This is a genomic window from Streptomyces sp. NPDC043685 (genome assembly GCF_056436585.1).
This window is the reverse complement of the sequence record NZ_JBWKCH010000008.1, coordinates 404,990-419,988: the sequence shown is the minus strand read 5'-3', so window position 1 is coordinate 419,988 and position 14,999 is coordinate 404,990. Positions and strand designations below refer to the sequence as shown.

14 protein-coding genes and 1 riboswitch are annotated in these 14,999 nt (G+C 73.3%); of the genes, 6 read left to right on the top strand and 8 right to left on the bottom strand.

Annotation, left to right across the window (positions count from 1 at the left end):
• Positions 1-17: 17 nt before the first annotated feature.
• From pknB to thiO, 4 genes are all read right to left on the bottom strand, one after another.
• Positions 18-1,946 carry a Stk1 family PASTA domain-containing Ser/Thr kinase gene (gene pknB / locus AC0665_RS27330; RefSeq protein ID WP_478705966.1) on the bottom strand — a complete coding sequence of 643 codons (1,929 nt, stop codon included), beginning with the start codon at positions 1,944-1,946 and terminating at the stop codon, positions 18-20.
• An 87-nt stretch (positions 1,947-2,033) separates the two neighbouring features.
• Entirely contained in the window at positions 2,034-2,831 is a 798-nt protein-coding gene (locus tag AC0665_RS27325; RefSeq protein ID WP_478607393.1) for a thiazole synthase, read from the bottom strand.
• Between the two features lie 2 nt (positions 2,832-2,833).
• Entirely contained in the window at positions 2,834-3,034 is a 201-nt protein-coding gene (gene thiS / locus AC0665_RS27320; RefSeq protein ID WP_468411346.1) for a sulfur carrier protein ThiS, read from the bottom strand.
• Positions 3,031-4,203: a glycine oxidase ThiO gene (thiO, locus tag AC0665_RS27315; RefSeq protein ID WP_468411344.1), complete on the bottom strand. Its 1,173-nt coding sequence runs from the start codon at positions 4,201-4,203 to the stop codon at positions 3,031-3,033. Before thiO ends, thiS begins: the two co-directional genes overlap by 4 nt.
• A riboswitch (TPP riboswitch) is annotated at positions 4,201-4,312 on the bottom strand. Its footprint overlaps the gene before it by 3 nt.
• Positions 4,313-4,364: 52 nt before the next feature.
• On the opposite strand from thiO, the gene AC0665_RS27310 reads away from it, so the two are divergent.
• The 6 genes from AC0665_RS27310 to AC0665_RS27285 all read left to right on the top strand — a co-directional run bounded on the left by AC0665_RS27310 (position 4,365) and on the right by AC0665_RS27285 (position 9,408).
• Positions 4,365-4,715 carry an avidin-fold protein gene (locus tag AC0665_RS27310; protein WP_478607391.1) on the top strand — a complete coding sequence of 117 codons (351 nt, stop codon included), beginning with the start codon at positions 4,365-4,367 and terminating at the stop codon, positions 4,713-4,715.
• Between the two features lie 32 nt (positions 4,716-4,747).
• Positions 4,748-5,989 carry an NAD(P)/FAD-dependent oxidoreductase gene (locus AC0665_RS27305; RefSeq protein WP_478705965.1) on the top strand — a complete coding sequence of 414 codons (1,242 nt, stop codon included), beginning with the start codon at positions 4,748-4,750 and terminating at the stop codon, positions 5,987-5,989.
• Between the two features lie 111 nt (positions 5,990-6,100).
• Entirely contained in the window at positions 6,101-6,466 is a 366-nt protein-coding gene (locus tag AC0665_RS27300) for an Rv2175c family DNA-binding protein (protein WP_086855209.1), read from the top strand.
• Positions 6,467-6,746: 280 nt separating this feature from the next.
• A complete protein-coding gene (gene thiE / locus AC0665_RS27295) occupies positions 6,747-7,409 on the top strand; it encodes a thiamine phosphate synthase (protein WP_478705964.1) in 663 nt (220 codons plus the stop codon).
• Between the two features lie 95 nt (positions 7,410-7,504).
• Positions 7,505-8,428 carry a methylenetetrahydrofolate reductase [NAD(P)H] gene (metF, locus tag AC0665_RS27290; RefSeq protein ID WP_366051258.1) on the top strand — a complete coding sequence of 308 codons (924 nt, stop codon included), beginning with the start codon at positions 7,505-7,507 and terminating at the stop codon, positions 8,426-8,428.
• A gap of 56 nt (positions 8,429-8,484) precedes the next feature.
• Positions 8,485-9,408: an SCO2102 family sporulation regulator gene (locus AC0665_RS27285; protein WP_478705963.1), complete on the top strand. Its 924-nt coding sequence runs from the start codon at positions 8,485-8,487 to the stop codon at positions 9,406-9,408.
• A gap of 28 nt (positions 9,409-9,436) precedes the next feature.
• Here the strand turns inward: AC0665_RS27285 and AC0665_RS27280 are convergent, their stop codons facing one another.
• The 4 genes from AC0665_RS27280 to AC0665_RS27265 all read right to left on the bottom strand — a co-directional run bounded on the left by AC0665_RS27280 (position 9,437) and on the right by AC0665_RS27265 (position 14,954).
• Complete coding sequence (locus AC0665_RS27280) at positions 9,437-10,945, bottom strand: phytoene desaturase family protein (protein ID WP_478705962.1); 1,509 nt, start codon at positions 10,943-10,945, stop codon at positions 9,437-9,439.
• A 463-nt stretch (positions 10,946-11,408) separates the two neighbouring features.
• Positions 11,409-12,038, bottom strand: a complete 630-nt coding sequence (locus AC0665_RS27275) for a TetR/AcrR family transcriptional regulator (protein ID WP_363120057.1) — start codon at positions 12,036-12,038, stop codon at positions 11,409-11,411.
• A gap of 47 nt (positions 12,039-12,085) precedes the next feature.
• A complete protein-coding gene (locus AC0665_RS27270) occupies positions 12,086-14,170 on the bottom strand; it encodes a YhgE/Pip family protein (protein WP_468411332.1) in 2,085 nt (694 codons plus the stop codon).
• Positions 14,142-14,954, bottom strand: a complete 813-nt coding sequence (locus tag AC0665_RS27265) for an ATP-binding cassette domain-containing protein (RefSeq protein WP_478705961.1) — start codon at positions 14,952-14,954, stop codon at positions 14,142-14,144. The genes AC0665_RS27270 and AC0665_RS27265 overlap by 29 nt, the downstream gene beginning before the upstream one ends.
• Between the last annotated feature and the right edge of the window lie 45 nt (positions 14,955-14,999).

Below are 14,999 nucleotides of genomic sequence, written 5' to 3'. Positions count from 1 at the left end.
CTCCCCGCCCGCGGCCCTCACCTGATCGTGATGGTGATCGTCGAGCCCTTGGGCGCGGTCTCGCCGCCCTCGACGGACTGGCTCTTGACCTCGTCGCCGAACAGGCCGAGCAGGCCGCGGTCCTCGTCGACCTCGAACCCGGCGCCCTCCAGCGCCCGCCTGGCGTCGTCGACGCTGTCGCCCACCACGTCCGGGACCTCGATCATCTCGGGGCCCTTGGACAGCGTCAGCGTCACGGTGTCGCCCTCGGCCGCCGGGCCGCCGGACTTCGGCGTCTGCCGGACGACCTGGCCCTTGTCGTACTCGGAGGAGGTGACCCGCTCGGTGGCGATCCTCACCTTCAGGCCGGCGTCCTCCAGCTCGGCCCGGGCGTCGGCCTCGTCGTCACCGGTGACGTCGGGGATGTCGATGCGGGCGCCCTTGCTGACGACCAGCGCGACACCCGTGCCCGCGCGCACCTTCGTGCCGTCCGCCGGGCGCGCGGAGATCACCGAGCCCCGCGGCACATCCTCGCTGAACTCCCGGGTGACCATGCCCGGCTCCAGCCCGTCCTCCTTCAGCAGGCTCCGCGCCTTGTCCAGCCTCCGGCCCGCCAGGTCGGGCACCCGCACGGTCTCGGGGCCGTCGGAGATGGTGAACGACACGGAGTCGTGCAGGCGGATACGGGCGCCCGGCTCGGGGTCCGTGCCGATGATCGTGCCGCGCTTGACGGTGTCGCTGTGGGCGTGGGTGACCTTGCCGACATCGAGCCCGGCCTCGTCCAGCCGGTCCTTGGCCTGCGCCTCGGTCTTCGCCAGCAGCGGGGGGACCTTGGTGAACTGGCCGGAGTTGATGTACCAGATCCCGGCGCCGAGGCCGAGCACGAGCAGCACGGCGACGGCGATCGCCGCCGGGCCCCTCCGGGAACCCGAGCGGCGCCGGGACGGCGGGGGCGGCGACGGTGACGCCAGGCGGGTGGTGCGGTTGAGGGCGGGCCCGGAGGTCTCGTCGGCCGGCAGGGGGCGCGCCGTGGTCAGCGCGCGCGGGATCACGGTCGTGCGGTCCTCGCCGTTGTCGTGGGCCACCGCCAGGGCCTGCGGCGGCACCGCGTCCAACTGGTCCTCGCTCAGCCGGTCGCGCCCGTCACGGACCTGCGCGAGCAGCGCCACCGCGTCGTGCGGGCGGATCGCCGGGGTGCGGGCCGTCGCCGAGGCCACCATCTCGTCCAGCTCGTAGGCCAGACCGGGCACGGCGGCCGAGGGCGGGGGCACGTCCTCGTGCAGGTGCTTGTAGAGGATCACGGCGGGGGAGTCCCCGTCGTGCGGCTTGTCGCCGGTCAGCATCTCGTACAGCATCACGCCGCACGCGTACACGTCGACGCGGGGGTCGGCGGTGCCGTCCTCTATCTGCTCGGGGGCGAGGTAGGAGACCGTGCCGAGGACGGTGCCGGTGGTGTTCGTCACCGTGTCCACGGCCCGCACCAGGCCGAAGTCGGCGACCTTGACCCGGCCGTCGTCCCCTATCAGGACGTTCTCCGGCTTCATGTCGCGGTGCACGAACCCGGCGCGGTGCGCGGCGCCCAGCGCGGCGAGCACCGGCTCCAGGATGTCCAGAGCGGCCCGCGGCTGCAGGGCCCCGCGCTCACGCAGCACGTCCCGCAGGGTGCAGCCCGCCACGTACTCCATCGCCAGGTACACGTACGAGCCGTCGGTGCCCTGGTCGAAGACCTGCACCACGTTCGGGTGGGCCAGCCGGGCCACGGACTTCGCCTCGCGGATGAACCGCTCGACGAACGAGGCGTCGACCGCGAGCGAGGGGTGCATCACCTTGAGCGCGAGGATCCGGTCGAGCCGGGTGTCCACGGCCCGGTAGACCGTGGCCATCCCGCCGACCGCGATCCGCGCGTCGATGCGATACCGGCCGTCGAGCACCTGCCCGACCAAAGGGTCCTGAAGGGTCGTGTCCACGCAGGCGAGTGTACGAGCCGGGACCGACGGCTCTCCCGTCCCGCCCGTTTTCCGGGCGGGACTGCAGCCGACCTGTGACGTGTGCCCCTACTGGAAAGCGGGACGCTCCGGGTCCAACGCGGCCATGCCCTCCACGGGCGACGACGCCTCGGCGAAATGCCGCCGGGGGATCCGCCCGGCCCGGTACGCCAGCCGCCCCGCCTCCACCGCGTGCCGCATGGCGTCGGCCATCAGCACGGGTTCCTGTGCCCGCGTCACCGCCGAGGCCAGCATCACGCCCGCGCACCCCAGCTCCATCGCCAGCGCCGCGTCCGAGGCGGTCCCCGCGCCCGCGTCCAGGATCACCGGCACGCGCGCGTGCTCCACGATCAGCTGGAAGTTGTGCGGGTTGCGGATCCCGAGCCCGGAGCCGATAGGGGAGCCGAGCGGCATGATCGCCGCGCAGCCCACGTCCTCCAGCTTCCGCGCGAGCACCGGGTCGTCGTTGGTGTACGGCAGCACCGTGAACCCGTCGTCGACCAGGGTCTCGGCCGCGTCCAGCAGCTCGATCGGATCCGGCAGCAGGGTGCGCTCGTCGGCGATGACCTCCAGCTTGATCAGGTCGGTGCCGAGGGCCTCGCGCGCCAGGCGGGCCGTGAGGACGGCCTCCCCGGCCGTGAAGCAGCCCGCCGTGTTGGGCAGCACCCGGATGCCGAGCCGGTCCAGCACGGACAGCACCGAGCCGTGCACCGAGGCGTTCACCCGGCGCATCGCGACCGTGGTCAGCTCCGTCCCGGACGCCACCAGCGACCGCTCCAGCACATCGAGGCTGGGCGCCCCGCCCGTGCCCATGATCAGGCGGGAGGTGAAGGACGTGCCTGCGAGGACGAACGGATCGTCGGCCATGGTCAGCCTCCTTGGACGGCGGTGAGGACTTCCACGCGGTCTCCCTCGGCCAGGGGCGTGGAGGGCCACTGCGCGCGCGGGACGACCATCTCGTTGAGGGCGGCGGCCACGCCCGAGGGCGAGGCGGTGAGCGACCTCACGACGGTGTCGAGAGCCGTGCCGGGCCGGACGTCCCGGGGCTCGCCGTTGACGGAGATGTTCATGCGGGCTGCTCCGTGAGTGCGGTGGCGGGACTGAAGCGCTTCGGCGTGAAGGGCCGGGCCTCCTCGGGGAGTTCACCCGTCGCCAGGACGTGCGCCAGGGCGTCGCCGGTCACGGGCGTGAGCAGGACGCCGTTGCGGTAGTGCCCGGTGGCCAGCAGCAGGCCCTCCAGGCCGGTCGGGCCGAGCAGGGGCGCGTTGTCGGGGGAAGCGGGACGCAGCCCGGCCCGGGTCTCGGTGAGCGGCAGCTCGGTGATGCCCGGCACCAGTTCGTGCGCGTCCCGCAGCAGCTCGTACACGCCGCCCGCGGTCACGGTGGTGTCCCAGCCCATTTCCTCGCTGGTGGCCCCGATGACGAGTTCGCCGCTCGTGCGCGGCACCAGGTAGACGTGGCTGCCGCGCACCACCGCGCGCACGGTCCGGCTCAGGAACGGCCCGTGCCGGTGCGGCATGGTCAGCCGCAGGACCTGTCCCTTCACCGGGCGCACCGGCGGCAGCACGTCCTGCGGGACGCCGGCGAGCCGCCCGCTCAGGCTGCCCCCGGCGAGCACCACCTGCCCGGCGGCCGCCTCGGTCCCGTCGGCCAGGACGACACCCGTGGCCCGCTCCCGTACGACGGTCAGCCGCTCCGCCCACGTCCGGTGGAAGACCACGCCCGTGCGCTCGCAGGCCGCCACCAGGGCCCCGGCCAGCCGCCGCGGATCGATCTGGTGATCGCCGTCGACCCGCAGCCCGCCGCGCACACCCGGCGCGAGCATCGGCTCCAGACGCCGGCACTCGCGCCCCGACAGCCACTGCGACTCCAGGCCCGACTGCTGTTGCAGGACGTGCAGTTCACGCAGGTGGGCCCGGTCGTCGGCGTCCAGGGCCACGGCGAGCGTGCCGCAGCGGCGGTAGCCGAGGTCCCGGCCGGTCAGCTCGGTGAGCTCGGCGGCGAAATCCGGGTAGCGCCGGGCGGAGGCGAGGTTCAGGCCGAGCAGGGTCTGCTCGCCGTAGTGCAGTTCCGTGACGGCGGCCAGCATGCCGGCCGCCACCTGTGCGGCTCCGCCGCCCGGCTCGGGGTCCACGACGGCGGTGGCGAGACCGCGTTGCGCGGCCCGCCAGGCCGTCACCAGGCCGATGATCCCGCCCCCGATGACCAGGACGTCTGACGATGTGGACGTAGGCGACATGGGCGTCCAGCCCCTCCCTTCGCCGGCATGACCCGGATCAGGTTCGTACGGTCGGAGGCCGCCAGCCTCCCTCTCAGCCCGGTGCGTCCGGGCTCCCGCGAGTGCTTTACGTTGGCCACCCTAGCCCGATGCCGCAGCCCGCAGTAAGGGAGCCTCCGCCCATGGCCCGATCCCTCGACGGTCTCGTCCTGGCCCCGGTCGCCGACCAGGCACCGGGTCAGGTGGGCAGCCGCACCCGGTTCACGTACCACGAGCGGGCGGGCGAGATCTGGGCCGAGTACACGGGCGGCGACGTCGTACGAGGGCATCTCGTGGGTACCCGGGAAGGTGACCGGCTGGACTTCCGGTACGTCCAGCTGGGCCGGGACGGCACCACCTCCTCGGGGCACTGCGTCTCGACGGTCGTGGACCTGCCCGACGGGCGGGTGCGGCTGGAGGAGACCTGGGAGTGGGAGTCCCGGCGGGGCAAGGGCACGAGCGTTGTGGAGCAGGTCACGGCGCATGAGCACTGACTGACCATCCGTCAGGTGTCTATGGTGATCAGGTGAGCGAGCAGACGCAGGAACCAGGGTCGTCCGCGCCACGGCGCGTGGTCGTGGCGGGCGCGGGCATGGCCGGGGTGCAGACCGCCGTCGCGCTGCGCGAGCAGGGCTTCACCGGCGACGTGATCCTCATCGGCGCCGAGCCCCACCAGCCCTACGACCGGCCCCCGTTGTCGAAGGCCGTCCTACTCGGCAAGTCCGAGGGCTCCGCCTTCGACGTCGACTTCGAGGCCCTCGGCATCGAACTGCGGCTCGGCTGCGAGGTGCTGGGCCTGCGCGCGGCCGACCACGAACTGGACACCGAGGACGGGCCGGTGCCCTACGACGTCCTGGTCGTGGCGACCGGCGCCGAACCGGTCCGGCTGCCCGGCACGGAGGGCGTGCCGGGCGTGCATCTGCTGCGCACCCTGGACGACGCCGAGCGGCTGCGGCCGGTGCTGGCCCGCCGGCACGACATCGTGGTGGTCGGCGCGGGCTGGATCGGCGCGGAGTTCGCCACGGCCGCGCTCGAGGCGGGCTGCGCGGTGACCGTCGTGGAGGCCGCCGGACGCCCGCTCACCGGGGCGCTGCCCGCCGAGGTCGCGGCCCCCATGACCGGCTGGTACGCCGACGCGGGCGCGGTTCTGCGGACGCACGCGCGCGTGGAGCGCGTCGAGCCCGGCGCGGTGTTCCTCGACGACGGCTCGCGGCTGCCGGCGGGCGCGGTCGTCGTCGGCATCGGCGCCCGCCCCGCGACGGCCTGGCTGGCCGGCTCCGGCGTGGAGCTCGGCGCCCACGCCGAGATCGTGGCCGACGAGCACCTGCGCACGTCCGTGCCGGACGTGTACGCGGTCGGTGACTGCGCCTCCTTCCCCTCCGGGCGCTACGGCGAGCGCCTGCTGATCCACCACTGGGACAACGCCCTCCAGGGGCCGCGCACGGTCGCCGTGAACATCGTGGGCCGGGCCTCGGGGGAGCCACCGGCTGTCTACGACCCGGTGCCGTACTTCTGGTCCGAGCAGTTCGGGCGGTTCGTCCAGTACGCCGGGCACCACGCGGCCGCGGACACCACCCTGTGGCGGGGCGACCCCTCCGGACCGGCCTGGACGGTGTGCTGGCTGCGCGGTGAGCGGCTGGTCGCGCTGCTGGCGGTCGGCCGGCCCCGGGACCTCGCCCAGGGCCGCCGCCTGATCGAGGCGGGCACACCGATGAACCCGGGGCTGCTGGCGGATCCGGCCAGGCCCCTGAAGGCGGCGACGGCTTAAGGCCCGGGGCCGTCGCGAGGGGGGCCGGGCGGCGCTGCCGGGCCCGGCGCGTCCGCCCAGGTGGACGGGGCCGACTTCCGACTGTCGGTGGCGAATGGCAGGCTTGTTTCCGTGACCGAGATTGACGCAAAGATCGATGCTCTCGTCCCCGCCTGGCTCACCCTCCCCGACATCGCCGAACAGCTCGGCGTCGAGGTGACGCGTGTGCGGCAGCTGGTCAAGGACGGCCAGCTCATCGCCGTACGCCGGGGTGAGAACCGCGCGCTGCACGTCCCCGCCGCCTTCATCGACGGGGACAAGGTCGTCAAGGGCCTGTCCGGGACCTTGACGCTCCTGCGGGACGACGGCTTCACGGACGAAGAGATGCTGGAGTGGCTCTTCACCCCGGACCCCAGCCTGCCCGGCACGCCCGCGCAGGCACTCAGCGAGAATCGCGGCACGGAGGTGAAGCGCCGCGCCCAGGCGCTCGCGGTCTGACCCGGCCGCGACGGGACAACCGCCCGGCGCCGCGCCTGCGGAGCCGGGCCTGAACAACCGCCCCACCTGAGGGCCGTGGCCGTGGGGCCACGGCCCGGGAGCGCCCGGGGCGGTGGCGGCCCGGGGCAGGCGTAAGGTGCCCGAGGCGTTCGCGCGGACCCGCGCCGGACGGCACGGGCCGTGTCCGCGCCGCCGGACCCGCGCGGGCGCACCCGCACGCCGCCGACGGGCGTACGGACCCATCGGGTCCGCCACGCCACCGACACCCTGGGGGACACGCATGACCGGCACCGCCGCCGCCACCGCACGGGCCCAGCTCGCCGACGCCCGGCTCTACCTGTGCACCGACGCGCGCAAGCGGCAGGGCGACCTCGGGGAGTTCCTCGACGCCGTGCTGAGCGGCGGGGTCGACATCGTGCAGTTGCGCGACAAGGGCATGGAGGCGGGCGAGGAGCTGGAGCACCTGGCCGTCTTCGCCGATGCCAGCGCCCGGCACGGCAAGCTGCTCGCGGTCAACGACCGCGCGGACGTCGCCCACGCCGCCGGCGCCGACGTCCTGCACCTCGGCCAGGGCGACCTCCCGGTCCCCGCGGCCCGCGCCCTCCTCGGCGACGACGTCCTGATCGGCCGCTCCACCCACGCCGAGCCGGAGGCCGCCGCGGCCGCCGTCCAGCAGGGCGTCGACTACTTCTGCACCGGCCCGTGCTGGCCCACCCCCACCAAGCCCGGCCGCCACGCCCCGGGCCTGGACCTCGTCCGGAACACCGCCGCCCTGGGTACCGACCGCCCCTGGTTCGCCATCGGCGGCATCGACCTCGGCAATCTCGACCAGGTGCTGGAGGCGGGCGCCCGGCGTGTCGTCGTCGTACGGGCGATCACCGAGGCCGGTGACCCGGGGGCCGCGGCGGCGGAGTTCGCCGCGCGGCTGCGGGCGGCGCAGTGACGACCGTCTGTCCAAGGGATGGACAACAAGTGGACAATCCAGACAAATCGCGGCCCTCGGTTGGGGGACCGACCGCCCCTGGCTAACCTGCCGGTATGGCCCTCGGCACCGCATCCATCAGATCGGACCACGCGCGCACCGTCCGCGACATGCTCGCGGCCGGCAAAACGACGTACTCCTTCGAGTTCTACGCCCCCAAGACCCCGAAGGGCGAGCGGAACCTGTGGAACGCGCTGCGCCGGGTCGAGGCGGTGGCACCCGACTTCGTCTCCGTGACGTACGGCGCGGGCGGTTCCACCCGCGCGGGCACGGTCAAGGCGACCGAGGCGATCGCCTCCGACACCACCCTCACCCCGATCGCCCACCTCACCGCGGTCGACCACTCGGTGGCCGACCTGCGCAACATCATCGGCCAGTACGCCGACGCCGGGATCCGCAACATGCTCGCCCTGCGCGGCGACCCGCCCGGCGACCCGATGGGCGAGTGGGTGCCGCACCCCCGGGGCCTCGCCTACGCCGCCGAACTCGTCGAGCTGATCAAGGCGTCCGGCGACTTCTGCGTCGGCGTCGCCGCCTTCCCGGCGATGCACCCGCGCTCCGCCGACTGGGACACCGACGTCCGCCACTTCGTCGACAAGTGCCGGGCGGGCGCGGACTACGCCATCACGCAGATGTTCTTCCAGCCCGAGGACTACCTGCGCCTGCGTGACCGGGTCTCCGCCGCCGGCTGCGACACCCCGATCATTCCCGAGGTCATGCCGATCGCGAGCGTGAAGACGCTGGAGCGGATCGGGTCCCTCACCAACGCCGCGTTCCCTTCCGCCCTGAAAGAGCGGATCCTCACAGCACAAGACGATCCGGCCGCTGTACGCTCCATTGGGATCGAATTCGCCACGGAGTTCTGTGCGCGGCTGCTCGCCGAGGGCGTGCCCGGCCTGCACTTCATCACGCTCAACAACTCCACCGCGACACTGGAGATCTACGAGAACCTGGGCCTGCACCACTCATCGCAGGCCTAGACCGTTCGCACCGGTATACGACACACTGCGTAACGGCCACTGGGAGAGGGGCGTACATGGGCTGGGCGGTCCTCTACATCGCGTTCGGCATCGTCGCGCTGTGGCTGCTGGGCGAGGTGCTGCTGCAGTACAAGGCGCGGTTGCGCTGGCGGCTGCTGGCCTTCGCCGGGTTCCTCGGTGTCGTCGTCGGTGTCCTGATCCCGTCGGTCGTCGTGATCGGACTGGGCGCCGCCGCCTTCGCGGTCGGGCAGACCTACGTCACCCTGTCGTTCCGCAGCGGCTTCGCGTCCGGCTGGGCGATGAACGCGCCCGCGCTCGGCGGCAGCAGCAAGCGCCGCCGCAGTGAGCGCGGCCGTCAGGAGCCGACCCTGGAGGTCTCAGGCCTGGAGGCCGAGGGCGGCTACGACGACGAGGCCGGCGCCTACCGCCCCGACCCCGCCGCCCACGCCCAGGACGACGACTACGACCGGGACGACGTCTTCACCCCCGCCCGCCCCCTCCACCAGCCGACGTCCGCGGAGACCACCGCCGTCTACGAGCCGCAGCCCGTGCCCGAGGACACCGGCTCCTACGGCGTCTACGGCCACGGTTACCAGGACGCCGGGCAGCAGGCCCACGACCCGTACGCCGACCAGTCCTACGCCTACGACTCCTCCGGCTACGGACAGCAGGGCTACGACGCCACCGGCCAGCAGCAGTACGCCGCCTACTCCGACCCGTACATCGGCTCGTCCCACTACGGCCAGCCCTCCTACGACACCTCGTACGGCGACCAGCAGTACTACGGTCAGCAGGCCTACGGGCAGGACCAGTACGCCGGCAGCCACACCGGCGAGACCCCGCCCGGCGGGGTGTGGGTGCCGCAGCAGCGCAACACCGACGAGTACGGGCAGGAGCTGCCGCCCGAGCAGCACTACCCCTACCAGGGCGGCGGTCAGCAGCCGCAGGGGAACGGCTTCGACGAGCAGTACCGTTTCTGAGGCCCGGACCCCGCCGGGGAGGGTGTGCTCACTGCGAGCCGCGGAACTCCGGGCCCTCCACGATCAGTCCGGCGACCAGGGCACCCGACATGCCCGCGTGCGGCAGTCCGCCGCCGGGGTGGGCCCAGCCGCCCACCGTGAACAGGCCGGGCACCCGCGTGCCGTTGGACGGGTGCAGCAGCCGTCCGCCGGCCGCCGCCAGGGCCGGCGCGGGGACCGCCCCGCCCTCCGCTCCCGTCGCGTCCGCGATGTCGGCCGGAGTGCGCACCTCGTGCCAGAGCAGCCGGTCGCGCAGGCCGGGCACGGCGCGTTCGGCGACGGTGAGCAGCCGGTCGGCGAGGTCGGTGAGATCGGCTAGGTCGGCCTGGGGCCGGTCGACCCGCGCGGGCACCACCGTCGTGAGGGTGACCGCCTCGTGGTCCGCCGGGGCCAGGCCCGGGTCGTCGGGCCGTAGCACCGTCACCGTGGGACGCGCCGAGGCGGCCGCCGTGCCGAACAGGCCGTCCAGCTCGGCCTCACGATCCGGGGTGTGCACCACCGTGCGGTGCGCCGTGCCCTCGGGGCGGGCGCCGCGCAGGGCCAGCAGCAGTGTCAGCCGGGCGGCCGCCGGGGGCTGTGCGGGAACCTCGCCCTCGCCCCGGAGGGCCGTTTCCGGCGTCAGCCGCTCCAGGACGCCCGGCGCGACGCCGGCGACCACGAAGTCCGCCTCCACGACCGACCCGTCGGAGAGCTCCACCCCCGACGCCCGGCCGTCCTTCTCCAGCACGCCGGTGACGTCGGCGCCGAAGTGGAACTCGACCCTGCGGGCCAGGCACCGCTCGTAGACCGCCCGCGCCAGCTCGCGCAGGCCACCGCGCACGTACCAGGTGCCGAAGGCATGCTCCATGTACGGCAGTACGGCCGCGCTCGCCGGGGCGATCCGGGGATCCAGGCCGTACGCGAGGGCGTGGCTCTCCAGAAGCGCCGCGAGGCGGGGGTCGCGCAGCTCCCAGGCGCCGACCTCGGCGAGGGTGCCGGCCCGGCGGGTGCGCAGCAGCCGCTTGTGGGGCACCGACGGGTAGGGCTCGCGCTCGGCCAGCACCTGCCAGTTCGGCCAGAGCGGCTCCTCGAGCAGCGGCCGGCGGGTCCGGTCCCAGGCCTCGCGGGCCCGCACCAGGAAGTCGCCCCAGCGCTTCCCGGCACCCGCCCCCAGCCCCTCGTCCAGGGCGGCCACCACACCCGCGCGCGAGGCGTTCGGCAGCGACACCTCGGTGCCGTCCGCGAACAGGTGCCGGGACGACGGGTCGACCTGGACCAGCTCGACGCAGGACTCCAGGGGCTCCTTGCCGGTCTTGACGAACAGGTCGCGGTACACGGCCGGCAGCGGGAGCAGGGCGGGGCCCGTGTCGAAGGAGAACCCGTCGCGCTCGAAGCGGCGCAGCGCTCCGCCGTAGGTGTCCGTCCGTTCGTACACCGCCACCCGGTGGCCCGCGACGGCCAGCCGGGCGGCGGCCGTCAGCGCGCCCATCCCGGCGCCGATCACCGCAATCCGTGCCATGCCAGGGACTTTATCGGCACCCGCCGGCACGCCTCGCCGGCCACCTCCGAGTACGGGCGCGGGGGTGATCGTGACCACACGGCGAAGCGGCGTTCCGGGGAGGTGTGCGCAGCACTGAGTACACGTACTCAGGCGAGGAGTTGAGTACGCGCGCGGATGGGGGAGGACCTGCGAGGACGAGAGAGTGGGGGCACGGAGAGGGGCACGGCTCCGGCACCGGCGACACGGGGCGCCGGAACGGGGCCGGCCCGCGATCCGCTCCTTCCGCCGGCGGTGTCGGCGGGAGCGAGGCACGGGGGAGAACCGGGGGACGACCGAACGGGGGTCGTGGGGGGAGCACGGGGGAGTACGGGGGAGCACGGAAGGCGCCGGTTCGAGGTGGCCCGCGGGGGACGCGGCCACACCGGACCGGCGCCTTCACGTGTGCCGGCGCCTGCACCCGTGCCGGCCTTTCAGCCGGCCTTCAGCGGCAGCCGCTCACCCGTCCCTGGAGCAGCCGGGACAGTGCCGCGTGGACATCGTCCAGGGAACGCTCCGCCTGGAAGGACTTCCAGTCGAGAGCGGCCACCAGGACCATGCCGACCAGCGCGGACGCCGTCAGCGAGATGTCGATGTCCTCGCTGAACTCGCCGCCCGCCACACCGTCGCGCAGCACGTCCTCCACGACCGCGACGGCCTGCTGCCGGACCACCATCAGCGTCGACTGCCAGGTCCTGTTGGTGCGCCACAGCTCGGCCACGTACAGCTGCGTGAAGGCCGGATAGCGGTCGATGAAGACCAGCCCCGCGCGGATCATGGCGTCCAGGGCGTCGACCTTGGTGCCGCCCTCCCGGGCGGTCCGGTCGGCCGCTTCCCGCAGGGAGGCGGTCAGCAGACCCACTCCGTGCCGCAGCAACTCCTCGAAGAGGACGGACTTGCTCGCGAAGTTGTAGTAGACGGTGCCCTTCGCGACCCCGGCACGCTCGGCGATCTCGTCCACGGTGGTGGCGGAGAACCCCTGCTCCGCGATGAGCGTGACGGCCGCTTCGTAGAGTTTCTGCCGGGTGGCCTCGCGGCGCGTGCTGCCGCCCGACGCGGCACTGCTGCTTTCCATGGTCCTGATTGTCACAGGAACCTTTCCGGGGGAAGTCACGGCGGCGCTCACAGGCTCAGCTCCGGGTGCAGCCGGTCCAGCGTCCACACCTGGCGCCGGCGGGCCGCCACGGCGGTCAGCGCCAGGGCGCCCGCGGTGAACGCCGTCAGCACGACGCACGCCTGCCACACCGGATCGAGTCCACCGCCGGTGATGAGCCGCCGGAGTGCCTCGACGACATAGCTCATCGGGAGGAAGGGGTGGAGCGCGTTGAAGAACCCGGGGCTGGTCTGCACGGGGTACGTACCGCCCGCGGAGGTCAGCTGGAGCATCAGCAGCGCGAGGACGAGGATCCGGCCCGCCGCCCCGAAGCGCGCGTTCAGCCACTGCACGATCGCCGCGAAGCACGCCGTCACCAGGAACAGGAAACTCACCGTCCCGGCCGCCCGGGTCATCTCCAGACCGACCGCCCAGTGCAGCACCGACATCAGCGCCACCGTCTGGAGCACCCCGATCGCCACCACCGGCAGCCAGCCCGCCAGCGCGATCCGCCAGGCCGGGGCGCCGGCCGCGAGGGCACGCCGGTTCATCGGCGTGATCAGCATGTACGCCACCATCGCGCCCACCCACAGGGACAGCGGGATGAAGTACGGGGCGAAGCCGGTGCCGTAATTGGGTGCCTTGTGCAGGTCGTGGGAGGCGAGCCGCACGGGGTCGGCCATGACCTCGGTGCGCCGGTCGCGGTCCCGCTCGTCGTAGTCGGGGATCTTCTCCGCCCCGTCGTGCAGGCCTCCGGCGAGCTTGCCGGAGCCGCCGACGAGCTTGTAGAGGCCGCCGTTGAGGTCGTCCGCGCCCGTCTTCAGCTTGCCGACGCCCTTGTCCAGGTCGACGGCGCCGGTCTTGGCCGTGCCGATCCCCTTGTGCAGCTTCTTCGCCCCGGCGGCGACCCGGGCCGCGCCGTCGTTCAGCTTGTTGATCTTCTTGACGGCGTCGGCCAGGTCCTCGGAGAGGTGCGGCGCGCGGTTCGCGAGGGCCTGGGACTGCTTCTGGAGGGTGGCGAGGTTCTTGTCGAGCTTGTCCAGGTCGCCGTCCTGGTCCGCGATCAGCGTGTTGAGGTCGTCCGCGATGGTGCTCACCTCGGCGGCGGCGTCCTTGGCCTTCTTCAGGTCGGAGCAGGCCGCGTCGGGCAGGACCGGGTCGTCGCAGCGCCGGGCGTAGACGTCGGTCAGCGTGCCGGACGCCGCGCGGGCGCCCTTGGCGGCGGTCGGGGCCGTCTTCACCAGGGTGTCGAGGTGCTTGCGGATCGCCCCGGAGGAGTCGGCCACCAGCTGGGCGGTGTCACCGATGGTCTTCTCGTTGCCCTTGAGGAACGGGCCGACCTTGCCGGCGGTGCCGTTGACCCGGTCGGCGAGCTTCTGCGTGCCCTGCGCGACCCGCCTCGAACCGTCCTCCAGGTCACCGGCGCCGGTGTTCAGCTTCTTCAGGCCCGTGGACAGCTTGCCGCTGCCGGCCTTGGCGTCCCTCAGGCCGTCGGCCAGGTCCTTGGAGCCCTTCTCGGCCTTGCCGATGCCGCCCTTGAGCTGGTCGGCTCCCTTCGCCGCCTTCACGGTCTTGCCGTGGATGTCGGAGAACGACACGAAGATCTTGTCCAGGAAGGAGCGTGACGTCTTCGTGGACGCCGCCTGGCGCACCTCGCTGAAGACCGTCCGCGAGATCTGCCCGACGATGTAGTTGTTCGCGTCGTTGGTGCGCACCTGGAGGGCGCCGGTCTCCGGGGTGTTCCCGGAACTGGAGGCGATCCGCTCGCTGAAGTCGGCGGGCATGGTGAGCGACAGGTAGTAGCTGCCGTCCTCGACGCCCCTGCGGGCCTCGGCGGCGCTCACCTCCTGCCAGTCGAAGGTCTTGCTGTCGCGCAGGCCCTTGGTGATGTCGTCGCCCGCGGTGATCTTCCTGCCGTCGGCGGTGGCTCCCTTGTCGTCGTTCACCAGCGCCACCGGGATCCGGTCCAGACGGCCGTACGGGTCCCAGAACGACCACAGGTACAGCGCGCCGTACAGCAGCGGCAGCACCAGCAGCGCGACGAGCGCGGCCCGCGGCAGTTTGCCCCGCCCGAAGCGGCGCAGCTCAAGCGCGGCGAGTCTCGGCGAGCGCATCGGCCCTCTCCTCTCCCTGGTCCGTCTGTCCGGCCTCCACCTCATCGGCCTGGTCGGGCTCGGCCTGGGCGGCCGGTTCCTCGTCGCTCCGCGCGGTGGAGACCTTGACGGCACCCTCGGGCGCCTCGCTGCACACCGCCACGACCGTCGTCCCGGCGTCGGCCAGGGACCTGAGCAGCGCCCAGACCGCCTGCCGCTCCCCGTCCGAGAGCTTCAGGTCGGTGTCGTCGACGCCCAGCAGCCGCGGCTCGCCGACCAGGGCGAGCGCGACCGAAAGCCGCAGCGCCTCCAGGCGCTCCAGGTCCCGGACGGCCGTACGCGGCCCCTTGGGCAGGGCCTCCACGTCGAGCCCGGCGGCTTCGAGCGCGGCGTCGACGCGCCGTGCGGCCTCGGCCGCCCGCTCGCCGCGGGGCCGCAGGAGGCCGCGCAGCGAGGCGCCGAACCGGCGCTGGAGCAGCGCGCGTTCCCGCAGGTGCTCGCCGACGGTCAGGGCCGGGTCGAGGTCGGTCACCCCGGGGACGTGCGCCAGCGCGCTGACGCCCCGCACCGCCGCCATCTGCTTCGGCAACCGCGCGTCCCCGACGGCGGCCGTCCCCTCCGCAACCTTCATCCGGCCCGTCAGCGCGAGCAGCAGGCACGTGCGGCCGGACCCGGACGGGCCCTCCACCGCGACGAGCGAACCCGGGCCGGCGTCCATGGAGATCCCGCGGACCGCCCACCCCCGTGGCCCCTTGATCCCGAGGCCCTCGGCGACGATCCGCACTCCTCCCGCCTGTTCCCCCACGAGTCTCCCCTGATTTGAACTGACTGGTCAGTGCAAAAACTACTC

Bases quoted from the DNA above. Each gene is read 5' to 3' on its own strand.
- AC0665_RS27325 (WP_478607393.1), bottom strand. From the start codon at position 2,831: ATGGCCGACGATCCGTTCGTCCTCGCAGGCACGTCCTTCACCTCCCGC.
- thiS (WP_468411346.1), bottom strand. From the start codon at position 3,034: ATGAACATCTCCGTCAACGGCGAGCCCCGGGACGTCCGGCCCGGCACG.
- thiO (WP_468411344.1), bottom strand. From the start codon at position 4,203: ATGTCGCCTACGTCCACATCGTCAGACGTCCTGGTCATCGGGGGCGGG.
- AC0665_RS27310 (WP_478607391.1), top strand. From the start codon at position 4,365: ATGGCCCGATCCCTCGACGGTCTCGTCCTGGCCCCGGTCGCCGACCAG.
- thiE (WP_478705964.1), top strand. From the start codon at position 6,747: ATGACCGGCACCGCCGCCGCCACCGCACGGGCCCAGCTCGCCGACGCC.
- metF (WP_366051258.1), top strand. From the start codon at position 7,505: ATGGCCCTCGGCACCGCATCCATCAGATCGGACCACGCGCGCACCGTC.
- AC0665_RS27285 (WP_478705963.1), top strand. From the start codon at position 8,485: ATGGGCTGGGCGGTCCTCTACATCGCGTTCGGCATCGTCGCGCTGTGG.
- AC0665_RS27280 (WP_478705962.1), bottom strand. From the start codon at position 10,945: ATGGCACGGATTGCGGTGATCGGCGCCGGGATGGGCGCGCTGACGGCC.
- AC0665_RS27275 (WP_363120057.1), bottom strand. From the start codon at position 12,038: ATGGAAAGCAGCAGTGCCGCGTCGGGCGGCAGCACGCGCCGCGAGGCC.
- AC0665_RS27270 (WP_468411332.1), bottom strand. From the start codon at position 14,170: ATGCGCTCGCCGAGACTCGCCGCGCTTGAGCTGCGCCGCTTCGGGCGG.